The 23,547-nt window shown below is 74.7% G+C and carries 18 protein-coding genes and 1 pseudogene; 8 read left to right on the top strand and 11 right to left on the bottom strand.

Going from position 1 to position 23,547, the window contains the following annotated elements; all coding sequences use genetic code 11:
• Nucleotides 1-121: 121 nt before the first annotated feature.
• From AC3CHW_RS15305 to AC3CHW_RS15265, 9 genes and pseudogenes are all read right to left on the bottom strand, one after another.
• A complete protein-coding gene (locus tag AC3CHW_RS15305) occupies nt 122-2,434 on the bottom strand; it encodes a VWA domain-containing protein (protein ID WP_488470798.1) in 2,313 nt (770 codons plus the stop codon).
• A gap of 72 nt (nt 2,435-2,506) precedes the next feature.
• A complete protein-coding gene (locus AC3CHW_RS15300) occupies nt 2,507-3,058 on the bottom strand; it encodes a Pycsar system effector family protein (RefSeq protein WP_488470797.1) in 552 nt (183 codons plus the stop codon).
• Nucleotides 3,058-4,164: a hypothetical protein gene (locus AC3CHW_RS15295; protein ID WP_488470796.1), complete on the bottom strand. Its 1,107-nt coding sequence runs from the start codon at nt 4,162-4,164 to the stop codon at nt 3,058-3,060. The genes AC3CHW_RS15300 and AC3CHW_RS15295 overlap by 1 nt, the downstream gene beginning before the upstream one ends.
• Nucleotides 4,157-6,745, bottom strand: a complete 2,589-nt coding sequence (locus AC3CHW_RS15290) for a hypothetical protein (protein WP_488470795.1) — start codon at nt 6,743-6,745, stop codon at nt 4,157-4,159. The genes AC3CHW_RS15295 and AC3CHW_RS15290 overlap by 8 nt, the downstream gene beginning before the upstream one ends.
• Nucleotides 6,746-6,750: 5 nt before the next feature.
• Nucleotides 6,751-7,674: a nucleotidyl cyclase domain-containing protein gene (locus AC3CHW_RS15285; protein WP_488470794.1), complete on the bottom strand. Its 924-nt coding sequence runs from the start codon at nt 7,672-7,674 to the stop codon at nt 6,751-6,753.
• A 125-nt stretch (nt 7,675-7,799) separates the two neighbouring features.
• Complete coding sequence (locus AC3CHW_RS15280) at nt 7,800-8,510, bottom strand: Crp/Fnr family transcriptional regulator (RefSeq protein ID WP_398608609.1); 711 nt, start codon at nt 8,508-8,510, stop codon at nt 7,800-7,802.
• Between the two features lie 815 nt (nt 8,511-9,325).
• Nucleotides 9,326-10,063, bottom strand: a complete 738-nt coding sequence (locus tag AC3CHW_RS15275; protein ID WP_488470793.1) for a DUF5701 family protein — start codon at nt 10,061-10,063, stop codon at nt 9,326-9,328.
• 76 nt (nt 10,064-10,139) lie between these two features.
• Nucleotides 10,140-11,111 (bottom strand): Vgb family protein, encoded by a 972-nt coding sequence (locus AC3CHW_RS15270; RefSeq protein WP_488471064.1) that lies wholly within the window; start codon nt 11,109-11,111, stop codon nt 10,140-10,142.
• A gap of 81 nt (nt 11,112-11,192) precedes the next feature.
• Nucleotides 11,193-11,678 (bottom strand): annotated as a pseudogene (locus AC3CHW_RS15265) (alpha/beta hydrolase fold domain-containing protein); the annotation flags it as partial.
• Nucleotides 11,679-12,125: 447 nt separating this feature from the next.
• On the opposite strand from AC3CHW_RS15265, the gene AC3CHW_RS15260 reads away from it, so the two are divergent.
• Both AC3CHW_RS15260 and AC3CHW_RS15255 read left to right on the top strand, forming a co-directional pair.
• Nucleotides 12,126-12,782 carry a TetR/AcrR family transcriptional regulator gene (locus tag AC3CHW_RS15260; protein WP_488470792.1) on the top strand — a complete coding sequence of 219 codons (657 nt, stop codon included), beginning with the start codon at nt 12,126-12,128 and terminating at the stop codon, nt 12,780-12,782.
• 216 nt (nt 12,783-12,998) lie between these two features.
• Nucleotides 12,999-14,066 carry an aldo/keto reductase gene (locus tag AC3CHW_RS15255; protein ID WP_488471063.1) on the top strand — a complete coding sequence of 356 codons (1,068 nt, stop codon included), beginning with the start codon at nt 12,999-13,001 and terminating at the stop codon, nt 14,064-14,066.
• A 121-nt stretch (nt 14,067-14,187) separates the two neighbouring features.
• Here the strand turns inward: AC3CHW_RS15255 and AC3CHW_RS15250 are convergent, their stop codons facing one another.
• The gene (locus AC3CHW_RS15250) at nt 14,188-15,774 is read right to left on the bottom strand and encodes an alpha/beta hydrolase (RefSeq protein ID WP_488470791.1); all 1,587 of its coding nucleotides are present in this window, start codon (nt 15,772-15,774) and stop codon (nt 14,188-14,190) included.
• Between the two features lie 313 nt (nt 15,775-16,087).
• On the opposite strand from AC3CHW_RS15250, the gene tpx reads away from it, so the two are divergent.
• Nucleotides 16,088-16,588 (top strand): thiol peroxidase, encoded by a 501-nt coding sequence (gene tpx / locus AC3CHW_RS15245; RefSeq protein WP_176163098.1) that lies wholly within the window; start codon nt 16,088-16,090, stop codon nt 16,586-16,588.
• Nucleotides 16,589-16,939: 351 nt separating this feature from the next.
• Nucleotides 16,940-17,896 carry a GNAT family N-acetyltransferase gene (locus AC3CHW_RS15240; RefSeq protein ID WP_488470790.1) on the top strand — a complete coding sequence of 319 codons (957 nt, stop codon included), beginning with the start codon at nt 16,940-16,942 and terminating at the stop codon, nt 17,894-17,896.
• Here AC3CHW_RS15240 and AC3CHW_RS15235 read toward each other — a convergent pair.
• A complete protein-coding gene (locus tag AC3CHW_RS15235; RefSeq protein ID WP_488470789.1) occupies nt 17,893-19,380 on the bottom strand; it encodes a hypothetical protein in 1,488 nt (495 codons plus the stop codon). The two genes, AC3CHW_RS15240 and AC3CHW_RS15235, sit on opposite strands and share 4 nt — an antisense overlap.
• Nucleotides 19,381-19,603: 223 nt before the next feature.
• On the opposite strand from AC3CHW_RS15235, the gene AC3CHW_RS15230 reads away from it, so the two are divergent.
• From AC3CHW_RS15230 to AC3CHW_RS15215, 4 genes are all read left to right on the top strand, one after another.
• Nucleotides 19,604-19,915, top strand: a complete 312-nt coding sequence (locus AC3CHW_RS15230) for a hypothetical protein (protein ID WP_488470788.1) — start codon at nt 19,604-19,606, stop codon at nt 19,913-19,915.
• Nucleotides 19,916-20,118: 203 nt separating this feature from the next.
• On the top strand, nt 20,119-20,889 hold the full coding sequence (locus tag AC3CHW_RS15225) for a helix-turn-helix transcriptional regulator (RefSeq protein ID WP_459246910.1): 771 nt from the start codon (nt 20,119-20,121) through the stop codon (nt 20,887-20,889).
• 466 nt (nt 20,890-21,355) lie between these two features.
• Nucleotides 21,356-22,456, top strand: coding sequence for an iron-siderophore ABC transporter substrate-binding protein (locus AC3CHW_RS15220; RefSeq protein ID WP_398608617.1), 1,101 nt, complete (start codon nt 21,356-21,358; stop codon nt 22,454-22,456).
• Complete coding sequence (locus tag AC3CHW_RS15215; RefSeq protein ID WP_488470787.1) at nt 22,453-23,496, top strand: FecCD family ABC transporter permease; 1,044 nt, start codon at nt 22,453-22,455, stop codon at nt 23,494-23,496. The genes AC3CHW_RS15220 and AC3CHW_RS15215 overlap by 4 nt, the downstream gene beginning before the upstream one ends.
• Nucleotides 23,497-23,547: the final 51 nt, after the last annotated feature.

Raw genomic sequence — 23,547 nt, 5'->3', positions numbered from 1 at the left:
GATGGCGCTGCGCTGCGGTGCGGTGCGCGGTACGTGGACGGCTCGTGGCGCTGGTGCTGGTGCTGGTGCTGGTGCGCCGGTGGCGGGGGCGGGCCGGCGGTGGGGCCGGCCCGCCCGGGCGTCACCGGTAGGCGTCGTACGTGCTCGCGCCGCCGTCGCCGGCGGTGGGGGCCGGCGGCGGGGCGGTGCGGGAACGGGTGGTGCGCGGGCGGCGGCCCCGTGGGGTGCGGGTCTCCTCGCCGAGGGACAGGCTCAGCTCGTCGGTGAGCGGGACGGTGCCGGTCGCGGTCAGCCGCGACCGCTGGCCGCCCCGCTGGCGGACCACCGCGCCGCCCTCGGGGCTGCGCTGGACGGCGTACGGGCCGTGGTTGCTGCGCTGGATGCGCGGGTTGCGGTGCGGCTCGACGACGGCGAACTCGTACCACTGGTTGCGGCCCGGGCCCGCGGTGTGGTCGTGCAGCACGTCGCCTTCGGCGGAGACCAGGCGCAGCACCAGGCCGCGCGGGTCGCGGCGGCCCCGGCGCTGCCGCGTCCAGACCGCGGCCCCGAGGGCGAGGGCGAGCAGCGCGGCGCCGCCCGCGACGAAGACCCACCAGTACCGGTCCCAGAAGCCCGGCTCGGGCGTGACCCGCACCGAGACCGAGGTGCGCGCCAGCACCCGGTTGTCGGCGGTGGCGTCGGCGACCGTGACCGTGCCGGCGAGCCGGAGCCCGTCGTCGCCGAGCCGGCTGCCGAGGATGTCCTTCGGCGCGACCTTGAACCGCACCGTGTGGCTGGAGGAGTCACCGGGCCCCACCGTGATCTCCGCCGGGCTGATCGACAACAGCCCGGGCCGCACGTCCGTGACGGACAGCCGCAGCGTGTGCGGGGTCCTGCTGTTGTTGTGAACCGCCAGCGTGCCGCTGACGGTGGAGTCCGGGTGGGCGGTGGCGGTGGGCGCGGTGAGCGCGGCCGTGACGTCCGGGGTGCCGAGCGCGACGTCGCCGGTCGCGCTGCGGGTGTCGGCGCTCAGCCCGGAGGCGGTGAGCGTCCCGCTCACCTTCACGGCGCCGTCCGCGCCGCGCGGGACGCGTACGGTGCCGGCGAACGAGCCGTCGCTCGCCGTGTCGTCGGGTTCCTTGCCGTCGTCCGCGAGGGTGACCGGCTGCGGGGCGAAGCCGTCGCCGGTGAGTTCGCTGCGCACCCGCAGCCCCGCGTAGTCGTCCGGGTCCTTGATCTCGTAGCCCTCGCGGGTCTGCAACCGCATGGTCACGGTGGCCTTCTCGCCGGGCAGCGGGGACGGCGGGTCCATGATGATCGCGCCGCGCAGCTCGCCCTGCCACAGCACGCTCACGCCCACCGGCAGCGAGCGGTGTCCCTCGGGTGCCTCGGCCACGATCTTCCAGGTGCCCGGCACCGGGTCGGTGATCTTCAGCGCCTCGACGGTGTGTCCGGCGCCCGCCAGCTCGAACCGCGAGTCGCGGTCGGTGCCGCTGGTCGGGACCTTGTGCCCGCTCGGGTCGCGGTAGCTGATGGTCACCTCGGGGTCGCCCTTGTCGACCACGATGCTGCCCACGGTCGCCAGCGGCGAGATCTCCACCTCCAGGGTGGCCGGCGGGCGTTCGCTGGTGCCCTGCTCGTAGCGCAGGCAGTGGGCGGCGGCGAAGATCCTCTCCAGCGTCGGGCCGACGTCCTTGGCGCCGGAGACCTTGCTCGCCCGGGGGCTCGCCGACGGCAGTTCCACGCAGCCCTTCTGGTAGCCGCCGGCGGCGATGCGGTCGAGTTGCGCCTTGTCCGGGTCGGAGCCGAAGCCCAGCGGCCAGATCTGCACGTTCCGCGCGGCGGCGTTCCTCAGCTCGCGGGTCAACTGCCGCTCGCCCTCGGCCGCCCGGTGCGCCGGGTCGCCGTACTGCGGGCTGCCGGAGACGTCCATCTTGCCGTCGGTGAGCAGGAACAGCACCCGCGGTTCGGTCGGGTCGGTGCCACGGGTCAGGTCGTGTACGCCCTGCCGGATGGCGCTCGGGAAGTCCGTGCCGGTGCCCTCACTCTTCTTGCGGCTGCGCAGCTTGCTCACGCACGCGCCGATCGACTCGCGCCCCGCCGCGTCCAGCGTGGTCCGCGGGCACACCGGGTCGATGGCCCGTTGGTCGGCCTTCTCGGCGGCGGCGAAGCCGAAGACGCTGACGTGCGAGGACGGGGAGACGTCGCCGAGCGCGATGCGCGAGGCGGCGGCCTTCTCGGCGGCCATGTCCTCGGGCGCCAGGCTCGCCGACTCGTCCACGGCCACCGCGTAGTTGACCGCCTTGAAGGCCGGTTCGGGTGCTTCGGGTGGTGCCGGCCGCGCGCCGGCGGGCGTGAGCAGGGACGCCAGCACGGCCGCGCCGCCCAGCGCGGATACCGCGACGCGCCGCGCCCAACCCCCTGGTGTCTGCCGTTTTCCCGTGACTGTTCCCACGACCGTCCCCTCGTGTCATGTCTACTTCATGTGTGGCGCCGGCGCGTGCCGTCGCCCTCGCGCGGTCGCGACTCAGCGCGCGGTCAGGCTCCAGGCCAACGCCAGCACCGCGGAGGGCGCCAGCGTGCTCACTCCCCAGCGGATGGCCCGGTACTTGGCGGACAGGATCGAGCTGACGTCCACGGCCTGCACGAGCAGCCACCGGACCGGGTCGCGGCCGGCCTCGCTGAGCTGCGTCGACAGCCGTCCGAGATCGTGCGGGGGCAGCAGATCGCGGAAGTACGTCACCCCCTCGCACGGGCGGAGCGTGCCCGTGCGCGGCAGCAGCGCCCGCACCAGCGCGGTCACCGCGACCACCCACAGCACCCCCGCGACGAGCAGCGCGACGTCGCCCAGGCCGCTCCAGCCGGGCGTGCCGTGCCAGCCGATCAGGAACGCCGGCATCGCCAGCGCCCCGGACAGCAGCACGCCGGCCTTGGAGTCGGCCCGGCCGAGGTCCTCGCGGACCGTGGTCAACAGGCGCTCGGCGATGCGTTCCCCCGCCCGGTCGTGCCCGCGCTGACCCCCGTCCGGCACGGGCACGACCGGGTCGGGGGAGGTTCGCGCGCCGCCGTCCGCCGTCATCACTCCTCCTCCGCCCACGCCCACCCGTCGTCCCGGCGGCGCCGCCGCGGCGGCTCCGGATCGGCGTCGTCTCGGGCCCCGTGCGGCTCGTACGGGTCATGCGGGTCATGCGGCTCGTACGGGTCGTCGGCCGGGCGGCGGCGCGGCGGCTGGTCGGGGCGGGGCGGCTGGGCCGGCTCGTCCAGCACCCAGTCGGGGGTGAACGGCGGCTCGGCGGGCAGTTCCGGCGGGGTGCGGTGGGCCGGCCGGGTGCCGATGGGGCCCTGGACCTGCTGCCGGCCCTGGTTGAGCAGGTTCAGCGCCTGCGTCTCGATGTCGGTGGACTGGATCTGGCCGCTCTCGACCATCGCGAAGAGCCGTTCCACCCGCTCCTTCTCGTCCTGCCTGCCCTCCTGTCGGATCTTCTCCAGGAACGCCTTGGCCTCCTCCGGCTCGGCCGCCAGCATGTAGCTGAGCTGGTCCAGCTCGCCGCCCTGCAACATGGCCCGGAACTGGGCCTGGTGCACCCGGGTCAGCTCGGCCGAGGCGTGCGCGTCGCGGATGCCGTCGCTGTGCTGGATGGTCCGGTCGTCGACCCGCAGCCGCACGTACAGCCGCACCCGCAGGCCCAGTTCGTCCCCCAGGTCGTCCCAGCGCCCGCTGGCGCACTGCTGGGTGATGGCGCGGTCGGCCTTCTCGGCCTGGCTCACCCGGTACGTGGACGAGACCTCGCGCAGCCGCTCCAGGGCGGGCGCCCGCAGTTGCCGGGCCACGTCGGTGACCACCTTGGTCGCGGCCAGGTGCGGGTCGGTGACCGTCCAGTGGAGGTCCACCTCGGCCTTGAAGAACGTGGTGCCGCCCATCGCCGGCAGCTCCATGGTCAGCGTGGTCACGTACGTGCCCAGGGCGATCTCGCACACCGCAGTCGGCCGGGCCAGGGCGCGCTTGTCGACGTGCTGGGCGCCGGCGACGGTGACGATGCTGTAGCCGCCGTTGCGGTAGAAGAGCACCGACGCGGTGCGGGGGCTGGTGTGGCGGAAGGGGCCGTTGGGCGCGTAGTCCCGTAGCAGCGGTCCCGCCAGTGTCTGCCTGTCGCCGTACGCCACCATGCCCGCGTCCTCACCCATGGCTCTCCTCCACCTCGTGCCGCTCCGGTCGCCGTGCCTGGTCCGCGCCGTCGCGCGGCGTCGCCAGCCGCCACAACTGGCGGGCCAGGGCGTCGGGGAGCGGGTCGTCGGGATCGTTCATCATGCGGCGCAACAGCCAGTCCAGGCGGCGCCGGTCAGCTTCCGTACTCAGGAGCGCGGGCAGCAAAGCGGCCAGGCCCGGCTTCGTGCCCTCCGCACTGCCCTTACTGTCCTTGCGTACGGCCGACCGCAGCAAGGTCTCGAGCGCGTCCGTCGCGACTTCTTTGGAGCGCGGCGTGTTGAGCGCCGTCCACATCAAGTCCGCGACAGGACCGACCAGTTCGGGTCGCGTGGCGGCCAGGGCCAGCATCAGCGGCCAGTGGCCGCGCTCGCCGAGGTCGGAGTTCGGGTCGTCCGCCAGCACGTCGGCCACCTCGTGCCCGGCCAGCCGCACCGTGGTCACCAGCCCCAGGTCCTGGTAGGCCGGGTTGCGGTGCCGGGTCCAGTCGGACATCCGGCGCAGCACGGCGGCGCTGTCGGGCCGTGTCAGCAGCCGTACGACGTTGAACGAGGCAACGGCCATCTGCTCGCCCTCGCCCCGCACCCCGATCCGGGCCAGCGCGTCCAGCGTGTCGCCGACGCTGGCCGCGGCGTTGCCGTAGCCGAGCGCCATGGCCGCCGTCCAGCGCAGCTCCCGGGTGCCGTTCCTGGCCCAGTCGCCCACGAGACCGCGCACCACCGCGCGGTGCGAGGCGTGCCCGGCGGCCTGGTCGAGCAGGGTGGCGGCGAAGACGCGGCGGCGGGCCGTGGTCGCCTCGGCCAGCGGCCGGACCAGCTCCGCGTGGCCGTGGTCGAAGTCCCGTACGCACAGTTCGCCCGCCGCCACCGCCGCCCGCACCCACACCTGGGCCCGGGGGTCGTCGGCGAGCAGCCGCAGCCAGCGCACGACCGGCGCCCGCACCGGGAAGTGCCGGTCCCACACCTCGCTGAGCACCGCGCCGGGCAGCGCCGTGCCCCGGTACCAGATGAGCCGCGCGGCGAACTCCGTGCCGGCCATCTCCACGTGCCCGTCGGTGAGTTCGGCCCGCGACAGGGCGAGTTCGGACTCCGGGTCGTCACAGAACAGCGGCCTGGTCGGGGTGGCGTCCGGGTCGCTCTGGACGGACAGCTCCCAGGTCAGCAGGTGCGCCGCGGTCGCCACCGCGCTCCGCGTCGCCCCGCCGAGCACGGCCAGCGCGATCCGCGAGGCCACCGGGTGGAACAGGGCCGCCGCCTCCGGCCGGGTCGGCTGCTCGCCCGCGCCGGCCGCCTGGGCGGTCAGCGCCCGGTCCACGCCGGCGAACCACTCCTGGGCCTGCCGCGCGGCCAGGCTCCGGCAGCCGGCCAGCAACTCCTCGTACGACAGCTCCTCCAGCAGGTGCCCGGCCAGCAGCGACGCCAGCAACTCGGCCTCGGCCGGGCGCAGGTCCGCGAGGCCCACCGCCTCGGTGACCTCGTCCCGGGCGGCCAACTCCTCGGCTTGCCGCAGCAGTTCGGCCACCCGCCGTTCGGCGTCCCCCGCCGCCTCGTCCGCCACGGCCGCGACGTGGTCCTCGACGCGCTCGCGCAGCCGGGTGGTCAGCAGCTCCCGGGTGTCCGCCGGCGGGCACAGCACCCCGTACCGCCCGGCCAGCAGCGGGTTGGCCGCCGACCCGACGGTGACCACGAGCACCGCGTACGAGCCGCAGGCGGCCAGCGCGGCGGCCAGTTGGTCCAGGTCCATCGCCTCCGGCGGCACCGCGCCGGGCCGGCTCAGCTCCAGCTTCAGCAGGTAACCGGTGCCCCGGGCCGCCTGCTCGGCGCCCTCGCCGGACAGCGAGTCCGCGAGCTGCCGCACCCCGCCCTCCGGGTCGACGCGCCGCACCCGCGCGGCCGGCGGATCGGCCGCGTCCGCGTCGTCCCTGGCCTGCGCGGTGACCTCGTCGAGGAGCGAGAGCGCGGTGCTGGTACGGCCGGTGCCCGGCGCCGCGCCGAGCACCAGCAGCCGGCGCGCGGTGAGCGCGGTCCGCAGCCGCACGTACCCCTCGGGCTCCACGTGCACCCGGCGTAGCCGGCGTAACTCCTCGTCGGGCACCGGCCCGCCGCGCACCCCCGTGAGCGGCTGCCGGGCGTCCATCCGCAGGTGGATATCGCCGATGTGGGCGCTGCCGATGTACGAACGGTCGAAACTGTTCCAGTCCCGCCCGGTGTCGAACAGGAGTTGGCTGGTGCGCCGGGCCCGCGACGCGGCGGCCAGGTCGGTGGGCCCGTCCTCGCTCTCCTCGCCGGCCAGCGGGTCCCGGGTGTGCTCCTTGAACCGCCCCGCCGCGCGCTCGCGCTCCTGCTCCCGCTCGGCGGCCTCGTCCTCGCCGGACTCGCCGCCCTCCGCCCCGGGCCGCTCACCGTCCCCGCCCCGTTCCCTGTCCCGGCCGCGCTCCTTGTCCCGACCCCGCTCCCTGTCCCGGCCGCGCTCGCCGCCCCGCTCCCGCTGGTCGGCGCGCGGCGCGGGGGCGTCGTCCCGCGCGGGTTCGGCCGCGCCGCCCGCCTGCTGCTCCTCGGCCATGCCCGTCAGCCCCTTCGCGGTCCGGTGTCGCCGGCGTTGCGCCCGATGTGTACGCCCTGGTGGTACTGGTTGCCCCAGTTGTTGGAGAGGTCGCCGTGAACGGTGTACCGAACGTCGCTGGGACCGGTCCCGTACGCGCCCTCGCCGTCACCAGCGCCGCTGTCACCAGCACCGCCGACCCCGGCCTTCCGGTCGTCGTACGCGTGCTCGGGGCCCGTGGCGTCGGCCGCGCTCTGGGCGTCGGCGGGGCCCCCGGCCCCCGTGGCCTCCGTGGGTCCGGTGGGGCTCCCGCTGGCGTCCCCTCCCGCCGGCGGCCCCTCCGCCGTCGCGGGGATGCGGGGCGCGGGCCGGCCGGGGAGCCGGAACCAGGCGGTGACCTCGCCCTCCTTGAGCCGCAGCCGGGCGGCCGTGTAGTGCGCGGCGTCGATGTACTTGCCGCCGCCGCGCACCACGTCCTCGTGGAGCGCGTCGGAGACGACCAGCACCAGGTCGGCCCGCTCGGCGTCCAGCAGCGCGCGGGCCACCGGCGAGTCGGCCAGCCGGCACGCGAGGTCCACCGCGCGCCCGCTGATGCCCCGCTCGTCGTGGCGGACCGGGCCGACGTGCAGGCCGACGCGCAGGCCCAGCGGCCGGCTCAGCCCGCGGTTCTCGTGCCGCAGGTGCTCGTGCACCTCGACCATCCACAGCCCGAGCAGCCGCGTCACCGGCACCCGGCTGGCCACCGCGGCCAGCACCCCGTCGCCGCGATCCTCCAGGTGGACGGCGTCCCGGGCCACCTTGGCCTGCCGGAACGCGGCCTCAAGCACCCGGTAGAGCTGGGCCCGCATGGACGGCTTGTCCGCGTCCTCGTACTCCCCGGACCGCCGCGCGTCGACGCTGATCACCAGCTCGTAGCGCGCCTCGGCGGCGTCCCTCGCGTCGTCGTCCACGCCGTCCCCCTGTCGTCTCGTCTGCCGGCCCCCTCAGCTTCGGGCCGAGGGCCGAAGGCCGTCTGTAGCCGTTTACACAAGCCCGCCCACGCCGCCGCCCGCGCGCCACGGACCCACCCCGCGCCTCACTCCTGGTGTCCGTCCGCGAGCAGGGTGAGCAGCGCGGGGTCGAGGATCTCCACCATTCGGTTGCCGGTCCGTACGACCTCCTGGTCGCGCAGCAGCCGCAGCGCCTTGGCCACGGCCTCCCGGGTGGCGCCGACGGTGGCCGCCAACTCGTCCTGTGCCAGCCGCACCACGGCCCGCGTGGGGCGCGCGCCGGGGAGCGCCGGGGCGTACGGGCCGGTGGGGTTGGCCCGCGACAGTTCGGTGAGCCGCGCGGCCAGGCGTTGCAACACGGTGAGCGAGGCGAGCGCGGACCGCTCCTGGTCGGAGCTGCGCAGCCGGAAGGTGAGTTGGCGTATCACCAGCCCACTCACGCGCGGGTGCAGGGCGAGGAAGCGCCGGAACGCGTCCCCGGAGATCACCTGGACCTCCACCGGCCCGAGGGCGCGCACCGTGGCGCTGCGCGGATGACTGTCCAACGCGGCCATCTCACCGAGGAGTTCACCCGGTCCGCGCAACCCCAGTATCAACCGGGTGCCACCGCGATCCGTGGACACGGAAACGGTCACCCATCCCCGTAGGACGATCATTACGTGACTGGTCCGGTCCCCCTCCGTCAGAAGGTGGGCATCAGCCGCGTATGTCCGTTGGCCTCCGAGGGCCATCACGCTCTCGTGTTCCTGAGCGGTCAGGGCGCGCGCGAACCCCACCTCATCGCCGAGCAGCCCCATGGCCACTCCCCCCACGGCAATCCGTATGGCCTGATTCCACTGGCCTAGATGCTCGCAGAGTGAAGCTTGGTTGGGAGGGGAATCCGCCACATTGCTCGCCCACCGAATGCGCGGCAAACCCCCAGGTAGAACGGCTGTCGCGGGCCGATCCGCAACCGCGATCCCCTTCTCGCGCCCCCTGCGCGCCCTCTCTGCGCCCCCGCACTCCCCCCGCGATCACATCCGTGGTTCACCCACTCTCCCGAGGTCAGCCCCCGTGCGGCGGGCGCACCACCCGCAGGCCGCAAGAATTCGGACAACGCCGGTGTGCTTGGCGAAAACTCGGGTTCCCGCTGGCGACGTGCTGGTTCAGGCTGCACGACGGAGCGGTGGCATTTTTCGGCCCACCCTCCACCCCTGGCCGCGACACCCACCACCCCACCCGGCGCGCGGCCGGTATTCGCCCTCGCGCCTGTCACCGTCACCGGTCGCGGACGGGACGGCTCCGCCGTCAACGGGCGTGCTTGTGCGGCGAGTTGGTCGCTGGGCGGGCGGGTTCGGTCAGGGGTGGGCGGGGGTGGTCGGGTTCGGCCGGGGCGGTCGGGGCTCCCTGGCGGTCGGCAGACGGCAAGCGGCCCCGCCCGGGGGACGGGGCCGCACGAGAGCGACGGCCGTACGGCACCCACCGGGTGGGATGACGACACCGGTTGAGAAACCCCGCCCCCGCTCCGGGCCCCGGCCCCGGGCCCCGGCCCCGGGTGCCGGCCCCGGGCCCCGGCCCCGGGTGCCGGCCCCGGGTGCCGGCCCCGGGTGCCGGCCCCGGCCCCGGCCCCGGGTTACGCCGCCGGCGTCGCCGCGCGTCGGCCGCCCGCCGATGCCACGCCCAGCCAGGTGTGCGGGTTGCCCTCCCAGCACCATCCCAGCTTCGGGGCCTTCTGGCTGATCCACAGGGCCGGGACCCGGCGGTCGCCGCTGCGCGAGCCGCCCAGCGAGAAGCACTTGTTCCTGACCAGCACCTGCGGGAAGTGCGTGATCAGGGCGATGCCCTCCTCGATGGTGAGCGGGGTGCGGCCCCGGTCGGCGATGGTGCGCAGCGCGTCGTCGGGGACGGCGCCGCAGAACTCCTCGCCGCGCTCGACGTCGAGCACCAGATAGGCGTCGTGGCCGGGCAGCGCGACCTCGTCGGTGGCGACGAACCGTTCCAGGGCGCCGGGTTCGAAGCTGCGGTCCACGAAGCCGGGCAGCCGCCCGCGGTGCAGGGTGGTGCGCGGCATCGTCTCCTCGATCGGGACGACGCTACGGGTGACGACCAGCACGAACGGCACCCGCCCGGTCACGGCCTCGTCCCCGGGCTCACCCGCCGCGTCTGTGGTGTCCGTCGTGTCCGCTGCGTCTGTCGTGTGTGACGCGTCTGCCGTGGCGGCCACGGCGGCCTCGCGCAGCGGGGCGAGGAGGGCGGCGAACCGCTCGGCGTCGAGCCCGGAGGCCGCGGGGTAGCCCAGCTCGATCAGGTTGCCGACCTGGCGGTCGAAGGCGGTCGCGGCGTCAGGGGAGGTACGGGGCGTACGGGGCAAGGAGGTTCCTTCCGAGCGGGGCTGGGGTGGAGTGGTTGGGGCTGGGGCTGGTGCTGGGCTGGTGGGAGGGGGCTGCTTACGGGGTGTCAGCGCGGCCGGGGGCGACCCTGGCCAGCGCGCCGGTTTCCAGGGCGCACCACACGGCGCCGTCGTGCGCGGTGATGCCGTGCGGTTCGCAGGTCCGGCTCGGTAGGTCGTACGCGGTGATGTCGCCGTCGGTGGTGATGCGCCCGACCCGGCCGCTGCCCCACTCGGTGAACCACAGCGCGCCGTCGGGGCCCGTGGTGATGGCGTGCGGGCGGGCCGTGCGGTCGGGGAGCGGGTACTCGGTGATCGCGCCGTCCACGGTGATCCGGCCGATCTGCCCGGCCCCGATCTCGACGAACCACAGCGCCCCGTCGGGACCGGCGGTGACGCCCACGGGGCCCGCGGCCTCGGTCGGCAGCGGGTAGGCGGTGCCCTGGCCGTCGGTGGTGATCCGGCCCACGGCGTTGCCCTGGTTGAGCGTGCACCACAGCGCTCCGTCGGAGCCCGTGACGAGGGCGGACGGGAACGCGCCGGGTGCCGGGTACTCGGTGACGGTGCCGTCCGGGGCGATCCGCGCGACGCGGTCGACGGCGGAGAGCGTGCACCACATCGCCCCGTCCGGGCCGGCCGCGATTCCGTACGGGCCGGCGTCGGCGGTCAGCGGCGCGTACCACCTGACGGTGCCGGCGCCGTCTGGGGCCCCCGCGTCACCCGCGCCACTCACGTCGCCCGCGTCACCCGCGTCGCCGCCCACCGCGATCCGGCCGACGCGGTGCGCGCCGTACTCGGTGAACCACAGGGCGCCGTCCGGCCCCGGGGCGATCACCGTCGGGCCCGCGCCGACGGGGTGCGTCGTGACCCGGCCGGCCGCGTCCCGGCGCCCGACGGCGCCCTGGTGGACGAGGGTGAACCAGAGCGCCCCGTCCGGCCCGCTCGCCACCCCGTACGGCCCGGCGTCCGGGCCGCTCACGGTGTACGCGCGGACCGGGTCGGCCAGCCACCGGCCGATCCGGTCGAGCACCACCTCGCCCGGCTCGGACAGGTGGAAGGCGTGCGGCATGTCCTCGTACGCGTCCAGGCGCACGCACACCCCGGCCGCGTCGGCCGCCTCGGCGAAGCGGCGGGCGTCGTCGTAGAGCACCTCGTCCGTGCCGACGGCCACCAGCAGCGGCGGCAGCCCGTGCAACTCCCCGTACAGCGGCGACTGCGGTGCCTCGCGCGGGTTCGCGCCGGCGAGGTAGTCGGTGGCGACGGCGGTGAGGACGGCGCGGCTCAGCACGTCCCGGCCGTCGGCCGCGTCCAGCGAGGCGCCGGTCAGCGCGAAGTCGGTGATCGGCGAGATCGCGACCGCCGCCCCCGGCACCGGCCCGCCGGTCCGCGCGATCTCCAGCAGGGCGGAGAGCACGAGGGTGGCCCCGGCCGACTCGCCGACGAGGGCGATGTCCGCCGCGGGCACACCGGCGTCCACCACCGCCCGCCAGGCGGCCAACACGTCGTGCAGCGCGGCGGGGTAGGGATGGGCCGGCGCCAGCCGGTAGTCGACGCGCAGCGTCGGCCGCCCGGTCGCCCGCGACAGCCGGTAGGCCATCACGCGCTCGGCGTCGGGCCTGCTGTGCGCGAACCCGCCGCCGTGTACGTAGATCACCGCGCCGCCCCGCGCGCCGGGCGCCCGTACCCAGTCGCCGCGCACGTCCGTCTCGCGCCCGTCGGCGTCGCCCGCCGTGGCGTCGCGCACGTCGGCGTCGGCCGGCAGCGGACCGGCGACGAGCGAGCCGGCGCGCAGCGCGTCCACGCCCTCGCGCTCGGCGCCCGCTCGGCCGGGCGCCGCGGGAATGGCAGTGACGTTCAGCAAACAGTCCTCCGTGGGTGCGTGGTGCGCGGATACGTCGTGGACGTCGACTCGGCCCCGTAGGCGTCCGCGGCGCGCGACTGCGCGCGGCGCTTGGCCTGTTCGGGAAGTTTACGACGGAGGTAAACTTACACACAAGCTATTCGGGGTGTCAACGTATTTATAGAACGAGGGTAAGATTCCCCCATGGGTATCGAGTCGAGCACGACGAAGAGCGCGGCCCCGGGCCTGCGCGAGACGAAGAAGCGCGAGACGCGGCAGGCCATCTCCGACCACGCGACCAGGCTCTTCATCGAGCGCGGCTTCGAGCGCACGACCATCGCCGAGATCGCCGACGCCGCGCGCGTCGCCAAGAAGACCGTGACCAACTACTTCCCGCGCAAGGAAGACCTGGCCCTGGACCACCAGGACGCGTTCGTCGCCTCCCTCGCCCGCCACGTCGCCGACCGCGAACCCGGCGAGTCGGCCCTCGCGGCGCTGCGGCGCGCGTTCCTGGCGGCGGTCGCCGCCCAGAACCCGATCGCCGGCTTCGCCGGGCCGGCCTTCACCCGCATGATCGCGGAGAGCCCCGCCCTGACGGCCTGCCTGCGCGGCCTGCACGACCAGCGCGAGGAGGCCCTGGCCGCGGCCCTCGCCGACGCCACCGGGGCCGCCCCCGACGCCATCGCCCCACGCACGGCCGCGGCCCTCATCGGCGGCGTGCACCGCGTCCTGTTCCGCCGCATCCAGGACCTCACGCTCGCGGGCCGCGCCAACGCGGAGATCGCGGCCCTCCTGGAACCCGAGGCCGTCCAGGCGTTCGCCCTCCTGGAGCCGGCCCTGGCGGACTACGCGCGAGCCTGACGCCCGCCTCGGCGGAGGACGGTCGAAGCATTCGGCCGCTGACGTGAACCAACCCCCTCGTGGTCAGCGGTGTGTCGAGCCCGGTGGCGCCGTCGCGCTGGGCCCGCCCTCGCAACGGCCCGCCCCCGGCAGGCGGTGCGCCCGCGTCCAGCGCGTCAGCCCCGCGACCCCTTGACCTGGAGTCCACTCCAACGCATACCGTGCCGGCGCATGGACATGCGCTACCGCCCGCTGGGGCGTACGGGGATCGACGTCAGCACGTACTGCCTGGGCACCATGATGTTCGGCTCCGTGGGCAACCCGGACCACGCCGCGTGCGCGCGAATCGTGCACTCCGCGCTCGATCGCGGGATCAACTTCGTCGACACGGCCGACATGTACTCCGCCGGCGAGTCCGAGACCATCGTCGGCAAGGCGCTGCGGGGCCGCCGCGACGACGTCGTCCTCGCCACCAAGGTGCACTTCCCGATGGGCGAGGGCCGCAACCGCGGCGGCAACTCGCGGCGTTGGATCACGCGGGCCGTCGAGGAGAGCCTCACCCGGCTCGGCACCGACTGGATCGACCTCTACCAGGTGCACCGGCCCGACCCGGACACCGACATCGAGGAGACCCTGTCCGTCCTCGGCGACCTCGTGCGGCAGGGCAAGATACGCGCGTTCGGCTGCTCCACCTTCCCGGCCGAGGAGATCGCCGAGGCGCACCACGTCGCCGAACGCCGCGCCCTGCCCCGCTTCCGCACCGAACAGCCGCCCTACTCGCTGCTCGCCCGTGGCGTGGAGACCTCGGTGCTGCCGACCTGTCAGCGGTACGGCATGGGCGTCCTGACCTGGAGCCCGCTCGCCTCGGGGTTCCTGACCGGCGCGTACCGCAAGGGCCGACCCATCGACATGACCACCGGCCGGCCCGCGCTGCACCCGGCCCGCTTCGACCCGACGCTGCCGGAGAACGCGGCCAAGCTGGACGTCGTGGAACAACTCGTCGAGGTCGCCGACGACCTCGGCCGCACGCTCCCCGAACTCGCCATCGCCTTCCCCCTCGCCCACCCCGTCGTCACCTCGGTCATCGTCGGCCCGCGCACCCAAGAGCAGTTGGACAACCTGTTCGCGGGGGCCGATCTCACCCTGGACGACGCGACCCTCGACCGCATCGACGCCATCGTCCCGCCCGGCACCGACCGCTACCGCGCCGACGGCGTCTGGCGCCCCGCCTCCCTGACCGACCCGCACCAGCGCCGCCGGCCGGTGGCGGGCCGGGCGGCGGGCGTCGTCGCCCAGCGCCCCTGACCGGCCCAACGCCCCCCACGCGTACGCCCGGGAGCCCCCACGCACCCCGCCCCCGCTCCGGCCAGCGACGGGAGCGGGGGCGGGGTAGCCAAAACTCAGGTGGTCAGGAGCCGGGACAGCGTCAGCGGCCCGCAGTCGGGGCGGTGGCCGGGGACGGGAGGCGGACCGACTTCTGCTGCTTGGGCTCGGGGGCCCGGCAGGTGAGGTCCTTGGCCGGGAGCTTGCCGGTGGTCAGGTACGTGGTGGCCGTCTTGTCGGCGCAGGAGCCGGAGCCGTAGATGCCGTGGCCCTCGCCGCCGGCGACGGTGACCATCCGGGAGCCCTTCATGGCCCGGTGCGCGCCGACGCCGCTGGGCAGCGGGGTCTGGGAGTCCCACTCGTTCTGCAGGATCAGCGACGGCACCCGGTTGTTGACCTTGGTGGCCGGCTCGCTGCCCTTGCCCCAGAAGGCGCACGGGGTGATGTTGGACGCGAAGTCGCCGTACAGCGGGTACTTCGCCTTGTCGCGGATCGCGTCGCGGCGGTACGTCTCGGGGTCGTGCGGCCAGTTGCGGGTGTCGGCGCACACGACGGACCAGAAGGCCGCCGTCCCGTTGTCCTCGGCGGCAGCCGCCCGGCCGAACGTCGGCGGGGCCGCCGGCTTGAGGACGTCGGGCAGCCGGGCGAGGCGCGGCTTGCCGCCGTCGGCGGCCTTCTTCAGCTCGACGACGGCCTCGGCGGCCTCGCGCACGCTGAAGAAGACGGCGCGGCCGGCCCGGATGTCGTCGCCGGTGATCTTCTGACCGTCGATGACGATGGGGTCGCGGTCGGCCCGCGCGACCAGCTTCCAGAACGTCCCGCGCACCTCGCGCGGGGTCTTGCCGAGCGCGTACTTCGCGTGGCGCTCGGCGGTCCACCGGGTCCACCGGTCGAAGGCCGGCTCGGCGCCCTCCGCCCAGATCTGGATCATCCCGCGCCAGATCCGCTGCGGGTCCACCGCGCTGTCCAGCACGAACCGGTCGGCGCGCGCGGGGAACATCTGCGCGTAGACCGCGCCGAGGTAGGTGCCGTACGAGTACCCCAGGTAGGAGACCTTCTTCTCGCCGAGCGCGGCGCGGATCGCGTCCATGTCGCGGGCGGTGTTACGGGTGGTCAGGTGCGGCAGCTTCGACCCGTTCTTGGCGGCGCACTTCTTCGCGACGGTGCGGGCCCACCGCACGTCGCTCGGGAAGGTGGCCGCCTTGTACGGGCGCTCCCACACCTGCTCCTCGTACGACAGGCCACAGGTCACCGGTGCGCTCTGGCCGACGCCGCGCGGGTCGAAGCCGATCAGGTCGTAGCGGCTCTTGACCGACGTGGGCAGTTGCTCGCTCATGTACACCGGCATGTCCAGGCCCGCGCCGCCGGGTCCGCCGGGGTTCAGCAACAGCACGCCGCGCCGCTGGTCCGGCGAGGTCGCCTTGATGCGGGATATCGCTATGTCGAGCTTCTTGCCCTGGGGCCGGCTGTAGTCGAGCGGCACCTTGACCGTGGCGCACTGGAAGGCGGCCGGCGCGTCGGGGTCGCACCGCTTCCAGTTGAGCTTCTGCTGGGCGAACTGCTGCTGTGTGGCGGCGCGTGGCGCGCCGGCGGTGTCCGCCGCGGTGGCCGTGGTCGGGGCCAGCGCGGGGATCAGCGCGGCGACCGCGCTCGCTGCGATGAGGGAGGCGGCTGGTCGTCTGTTGCGCACGGGTGGGGGCCCTCCTGTCGGTGGTGGTCGTACGGATCGACCTTCTCGCGTACGACAGTTCGGACGGAACCGTCTGTCGGACGGGGCCGGGCTCCACCCGTGGGCGGACGACAGGCCGGGCGACTGGTCCCACGGTCGTAGTCGCCGGCCCGGCGGGCGGGGGAGCGGGCCGGTCCGGGACGGCGCGTCGGGTGTGACGCGGGCCCGTCCGCGATGCGGGCGCCGGCAGGGGGCGCGCGGCTCCGGGGGCCGCCTCCGCACTAGGATCGGGCGTGCTGCACCGACGATGGACACCGCTGGCAGGAGGCTTTTCATGGCGCAGGTTACGTTGAAGGGGAACCCGGTCCAGGTCACCGGCGAACTGCCCGAGACGGGGGCCCAGGCACCCGCGTTCAGCCTGGTGGGCGAGGGCCTGGCGGACAAGACGCTGGCCGACTACGCGGGCCAGCGCAAGGTTCTGAACATCTTCCCGAGCGTGGACACCCCGACCTGCGCGAAGTCCGTGCGCGAGTTCAACGCGCGGGCCGGCAAGCTCGACAACACCGTGGTGCTCTGCATCTCCGCCGACCTGCCCTTCGCCCAGGGCCGGTTCTGCGGCGCCGAGGGCCTGGAGCAGGTCAAGACCCTGTCCACGCTGCGTGGCCGCGAGTTCCTCGACGCCTACGGCGTGGCCATCGCGGACGGCCCCATGGCGGGCCTGGCCGCGCGCGCCGTGGTCGTGCTCGACGAGAACGACAAGGTCCTCCACACGGAGCTGGTCGGCGAGATCGCCGACGAGCCGGACTACGACGCCGCGCTCGCCGTCCTGAGCTGACCCTCACCCGGCAGCCCGCACCGGGCCCCGCCCCGACCGCACACCAGGGTCGGGGCGGGGCCTTGCGCGTGGGGCCCTGCGCGTGGGGCCTTGGGCGTGCGGCCCCGGGCGTGCGGCCCCGGGCGTGCGGCCTTGGGCGTGGGGTGGAGGGGTCTGCGGATCACGCGTGGCCCGTGTCGCGCGTGGCCCGCATCGCGACGGCCCGGGTGCGCGGTGGTCAGGGGCGCGCCGGCGTGGGGGCCACGCGCACCAGGCGGGCCCCGGTACGCGGAGAAGCGCGGCCGTTACGATGACGGCGTACCGCATCGCGTGGCGGCCTGTTCCCCTGACGTTCTCCCAGGAGGCCCAGCCATGCCCGCACGCCCCGCGGACCACCCCGCCCCTCGCGTACGCCCGTTCCGGCGCTCCGACCGCGACCAGCTCACCGACCTGCTCAACCGGCACGCCGCCGCGGTGCTCCCCGGCGTGTCCGCGTCCGTGAACACCGTGCTCGGCAGCCTGGAGCAGCGCCCCGACGAGTACGTCACCGACCCGTGGGTCGCCGACCGGGCCACGCTGGTCGCCGAGGACCACTCCCGCCTGGTGGCCGCCGCCCACCTGCTGCGCTACCGCGACGACGCCGACGTGGACCCCTCCTACCGTGGGTCCGGCTCGGTCGAGTGGTTCCTCCACGTGCCGGCGGCGGCCGGCCCGGCGAACCATCTGATGGCCGCCTGCCTGGCCCAACTCGCCACCTGGGACACCCGGCTGTGGCACGCGGACGGCAACCTGCCCGTGCCCGGGGTGTACGGCGTGCCGGGGCCGTGGCCGCACGTACGCGCGCTGTACGAACGCGCCGGGTTCCGCCACACCGGCGGCACCGAGACCCTGCTGCTCGCCACGGTCCGCGAGCTGCCGACCGGGCCCACCCCGCACGGGCTCACCGTCGACCGCACCCTCGGCGACCTGGGCACCCGCTTCACGGCCCGGCGCGACGGCCACACCCTGGGCCACCTGGAGGTGGACACCGGCCTGGAGCGGGCCGAACGCCGCCCCCGCGACGGGGCCCTGGCCGACCTCTCCGACATCGATCTGGCCGATACCGACCTGTCCGACGACGCCCCGGACGAGGTGTTCGCCGCCCTGCTCGCGCGGGCCGCCGAGTGGCTGCGCTGGTGCGGCGTGGACCGGGTGCTCGCGTACGTGGACGGCGCCGACAACGCCGATGACACCGGGGACGCCGCGGCCCGGGAGGCCGAGCGGCTGCGCCGGCACGGCTTCGCCGAGGTGACGCGCACCGCGCGTGGCTGGACCCGCACGCGTCCCTAGGCCGGCGTCGGGCCGGCCGGGCCCGGTCGCGCCCCGGCCGGGTCCTCGTCCAGTTGGGCCGCCGGGTCCTCCAGTCGGACGGAGGTGAGGGCGCGTAGGGCGGCGACGGGCAGCAGCAGGCCGCTCTGCCCGTCCTCGCCGTGGGTGAGGACGAGCCCCGCGAGTCCGCCCGTACGGGAGAAGGCCGGGGCGCCGATCAGGCCGTACACCACCTCGCCGGCCACCCGTAGCCAGTCGCCGGAGCGGCCCCTGACGTCGAGGACGCACGAGTAGGGTCCGTCGACCGAATACGCGCTCACCAGGAGTTGGCGGCCGGGGCGGGGGAGCCAGTCGAAGGTCAGCGGCTGCTCGGGTACGGGGACGGGCTCGGCGAGGCGCAGCACCACCAGGGGAGCGAGGTGCCGGCGCAGGTGCCGGCCGAGCATCGGTGCCGCGAGCGTCTCGACCGGCGTGGCCCGTACCGTGCGCTCGGCGGCGACCACGTACAGCTCGGTTTCCAGATCGTCGGGGTCGGAGTGCACTCTCAACGCGGTGATGACCGTCCGGGAGTCCAGCAGCAGGCCGTTGCCCAGGTGGTCCTCCCCGTCGTGCACCCGAACGCTCACCGCCGCGACCATCTCCTCGTCCACCTGCCAGTCGTCCGCGTTCACGGTGACGCTGCCGTTCACGTGGCCGAACTGGTAGACCGAGTTGACCGGCGCCGAGCCGGGCGCGGCCATGAACCGGTTGTGCACCTGGGCTCCCGCGGTCCCGGCCGGCTCGTCCTCCTCGGGGACGCGGGTCGTCTCGGTCGCGCGGTGCACCACCTCCGGCAGCAGCGCGTCCTCACCCGCCTCGGCCGACCCGCCCTCGGCCTCCGCGAGTTGGCGTTCCAACTGTTCGCAGCGCTCCTCCGCCCGCTGGTGCCGCTCCCGCACCCGGGCCAGCTCCTCCCTGAGTTCGCGCACCTCCTCGCGCAGCCGCGCCTGTTCGTCGGCCCGCTCGCCGCCGGCGGCGTCGCCCAGCGGCCCGGGCGACGTGGGCGCGGTGGCGGACGCCTGGAGTTCGTGGAAGCGCATCTGGAGGTCGCGTACGCGGTGCTCGCGGTCCTGGAGCGCGTCCTCCAACCAGCGCTCGCGGGCCGCCGCCCGGCGCGCCTCCTGGTCGGCCTCGGCCAGCTTCCGCTCCAGCAACTGCACTTTGTGCGCGGGGGACTTGCTGCCGTTCAGCGCCGCGTGGTGCAGATCGCGGAGCATGCCGATCGTCTCCTCGGTCGGCACGGTGCCCCGCTCCTCGGCCACGTCGTGCAGCAGGTTGAGGACGAACTCCCACGGCGGCATGCGGCTGCCGCTCAGGTAGCGGGAGACGGTGGAGGAGTCGTACGCGCGGCGGGCCGCGTACCGCCGGGTCGATACGCCCAGGCCCTGGAACAGGTCCCGCAACGCGACGGCCAGCGCCGCCGCTTCGGGCCCCACGCCCTGGTTGACCGGCTTCAGTTCGCTCATCGTGCCCGCCGCCCCCGATCCCTCCGCGTCGCACCCACGTGCCGTACGCGCCTCGCGCTGCCCCGTCTCGTACGCGCGTGGTGCCAGTGTCGTACGTGGCTCCCGCGCGCGTGTTGCCAGCCAACCGGCAGCACCGCTGCGCCTGCCGCAGCACCCCGCCCCGCCGCGAGGCTTGACCACATCGTCACAGACGCCCTTGCCCACCGTGAACGGGGACTTCGCCATGAGCCAGCGCACCACCCGGACCCAGCGCACCACCCGGACCCAGCGCACCAGCCGGCCCCGGCGCACCAGCCGGGCCCCCAGCGCCCGCCCTGCCCGGCCTGCCCGCCGCACCAGTCGTACCCACCGCGTCCTGCGCGCCCACCGCGCGCACGACCTGATCGTCTTCCTCGCCGTGCTCGGTACCGCCGTGGGGCTCGTGCTCGGCGGCGTCGCGCCGGAGTCGCTGGCGACGATCGCCGTCGCGGTCTCCGGCCTGTACGCCGCCTGGCGCGGCGGCGGCGACCGCCCGCGGTCGCCGGAGGGTCGGTGAGGCGGGCGGAGACCGGGTCTTAGGGTGAGGCCATGTCGTCCCCTCGGCACCCGGCCGCGCCCCGCCCGGTCGTCCCCCGTCCGGCCACACCCCATCCGACCGAGGCGCCCCGCCAGTCCGGCACACCCCGCCCGACCAGGGCGCCCCGTCCTGCCGGGGCCTCGCGTCCGGCCGGCGCGTCCCGTGCGCCGGCCGCGCGACCCGTGCGCGAGACGCGGTCGCTGCCGGTGGTGGCCGCGGGGGCGGTCGAGGTGCCGTTCGCGATCCAGCCGTACGACGAGGTCGTCGCGCACGACACCACCTGGGGCGAGCACTCGCACCCGTTCCACGAGCTGCTGTGGAACGAGCGCGGCGCGTCCAGCGCCGTCGTCGGGGCGCGGGTGTGGACGATCACGCCCGCGCTCGGGCTGTGGATGCCGGCCGGCACGCTGCACTCGGGTTCGGCGATCGCGGGGACCTGGTTCCGGGCGAGCTTCTTCGGCTTCCACACCACGCCCTCGCTCTCCGACACCCCGGTGGCCGTCGAGATCACCCCGCTGCTGCGGCTGCTCCTGGAGCGGCTGTGCGAACCCGGCCTGTCCGCCTCCTCGCGGAAGGTCACCGAGGCGCTGGTGCTCGACGTGCTCGAACCCTCGCCGCGCGAACTCCTTGTCCAGGCACCCACCTCGGCCCTGCTGCGTCCGATCGCCGACGCGCTGCGCGCGGACCCCGGCGACCAGCGCACCCTGTCGCAGTGGGCGGCGGAGCTGGCCGTGAGCGCGCGGACGATCAGCCGGGCCTTCGCCGCGGAGACCGGCACCAGCTTCGCGCGCTGGGTCGCCTCGGTTCGGGCACAGCACGCCGTGGCGCTGCTGGCCCGGGGCTGGGAGGTGGAGGCCGTGGCGGCGGAGGTGGGCTACCGGTCGGCGAGCGCCTTCGGGGCGGCCTTCCGCCGGACCACCGGCCTCACCCCGGGCGCGTTCCAGGTCTCCTGACCGGCCGGGGGAGCGCACCGGGGATCAGCCGCCGAGCGAGCGGGCGCCGGGTCCGGCTCCCCGGGCGGGCCCCGGGATCGGCCCCCGAGCGGCCCATGGGCGGGACCGTCCTCGGCCTTCCCCGGATGTCCACGGCCCTCCGTACGCCACCCCCGCGCCCCCACCACGCCCCCACCAACCCAGGCCCCACCACCCACACCCCCACCCGGCGCCACTTTTTCGGACAGGGCCGACCTGCCCACAGGCCGCATCTCCCCATGCGCGCCTTGGGTTCGTGTCCGGATCGCTACATCGGCTGTCTCGTAAGACTGGTTGCGACAGCGATCGGCGACCTCTTAAGGTGCGAAGGCAAGGCTTACCTAAGTACTTGTGTTCGACAGTGGTGCACTACTCCACGACGGCCTCCCCGGACCCAGGCGTGCGAGGACCGGCACCTGGCCATCCGGATCAGTGGGGTTCGACCATCATGCGTTCCATTCGCTTGCGCCTGTTCACCGCGGCAGCCGCGACCGCCGCGCTGTTGACCGTCGCGGCCTGCGGCGGCTCCTCGTCGGACGGCGACGACGCCAAGGCCGACGACACCAAGGGCTCGGCCTCCGCGGGGACCGACGGTTCCGCGTCCAGCGACGGGCCCGTCGCCGACGGCACGTTCCCGATCACCATCAAGCACGCCCTGGGCAAGACGACCATCAAGAAGAAGCCCGAGCGCGTCGCCACCGTCAACTGGGCCAACCACGAGGTGCCGCTGGCGCTCGGCGTGGTCCCCGTCGGGATGGCCAAGGCCGACTTCGGTGACGACGACGGCGACGGGGTGCTGCCCTGGGTGGAGAAGAAGCTGGACGAACTGGGCGCCAAGACGCCGGTCCTGTTCGATGAGAACGACGGTATCGACTTCGAGGCCGTCGCCGACACCCAGCCGGACGTCATCCTCGCCACCTACTCCGGCATGACCAAGCAGGACTACGAGACGCTGAGCGAGATCGCCCCCGTGGTGGTCTACCCGGACGCCCCGTGGGCGACGCCGTGGCGCGAGATCATCCGGTCCAACAGCAAGGCCATCGGGCTCGCCGGCAAGGGCGAGGCGATGATCAAGGACCTGGAAGGACGGATCGCCCGCACCGTCGCCAAGTATCCGCAGCTCAAGGGCAAGTCGGCGATGTTTATGACGCACATCGACCCCGGTGACGTCAGCGAGGTCGGCTTCTACACCGCCAACGACACCCGCACGCTCTTCTTCGAGGACCTCGGCCTGAAGATCCCGGGCAGCGTCGCCAAGGCGTCCAAGGGCACCGACAAGTTCGCGCTCACCCGCAGCGCCGAGCAGATCGACGAGTTCAACGACGTCGACATCGTCACCGGCTACGGCGACGACAAGGGCACCCTCGCCAGGACGCTGCGCAAGGACCCGCTGGTCTCCAAGCTCCCGGCCATCAAGCGCGACTCGATGTACCTGCTGCCCGGCACCTCGCCGCTGGCGACCGCGGCCAACCCGACGCCGCTGTCGATCTCGTGGGTGCTCGATGACTACGTCGCCGCGCTCGCCAAGGCCGCGGACAAGGTCACGTGACCACGGACACCACCCCTCGCACGCCGGACGTCGCCGTGGTGCGGCGTCCGGCGCGCGTGCGCGCCCTGTGGCTGCTGGCCGCCGTCCTGGTGCTGGCCGCGCTGATGGTGGCCTCCGTCGCCTTCGGCTCCCGCACCGTCGGCTGGTCCGACGTCTGGGCGGGGCTCGGCGGCGCGGAGGACACCCTGGAACGGGCGGCCGTCGTCAAGCGCGTACCGCGCACGTTCCTCGCGGTGCTGATCGGCGCGGCGCTCGGCCTCGCGGGCGCGGTCATGCAGGGCGTGACCCGCAACCCGCTGGCCGACCCGGGCATCCTCGGCGTCAACATGGGCGCCTCGCTGGCCGTGGCCGTGTCGGTCGCGTACTTCGGCCTCACCTCGCCGACCGGCTACGTCTGGGTCGCGATGGCGGGCGCCGCGCTCGCCGCCGCGTTCGTCTACGGCGTCGGCACGCTGGGCCGTGGCGGCGCCACGCCGCTCAAGCTGGCCCTGTCCGGCGCGGCCACCTCCGCCGCCTTCGCCTCGCTGGTCACCGCGGTGCTGCTGCCCCGCAACGACCTGGCCGGCAGCTTCCGGCTGTGGCAGATCGGCGGCGTGGGCGGTGCCTCGTACGAACGCATCGGGCACGTCCTGCCCTTCCTCGCCGTCGGCTTCGCGATCTGCCTGCTGTCGGCCAAGGCCCTCAACTCGCTCGCGCTCGGCGAGGAGTTGGCGGCCGGGCTCGGCGAGCGGGTCGCGCTGGCGCGCGGCGTGGCCGCGCTGGGCGCCGTCGTGCTGTGCGGCGCGGCGACCGCGGTCGCCGGCCCGATCGGCTTCGTCGGCCTCGTCGTCCCGCACGCCTGCCGGCTGCTGGTCGGCGTGGACCACCGCTGGCTGCTGCCGTTCTCCGCGCTGCTCGGCGCGGCGCTGCTCACCGCGGCCGACGTCGTCGGCCGGGTCGTCGCCCGGCCCGCGGAGATCGACGTGGGCATCGTGACGGCGCTGATCGGCGCCCCCTTCTTCATCTGGATCGTCCGTCGGCAGAAGGTGCGTGCCCTGTGAGCACCGGCTCCCCCACCGCCCCGTCCACCCCCTCACCCACCTCGGCCCCCC

The organism is Streptomyces sp. MGP-BFMKR1 (genome assembly GCF_057766585.1).
The sequence above is the reverse complement of the archived record's forward strand: the minus strand, read 5'-3'. Positions and strand labels throughout refer to the sequence as shown.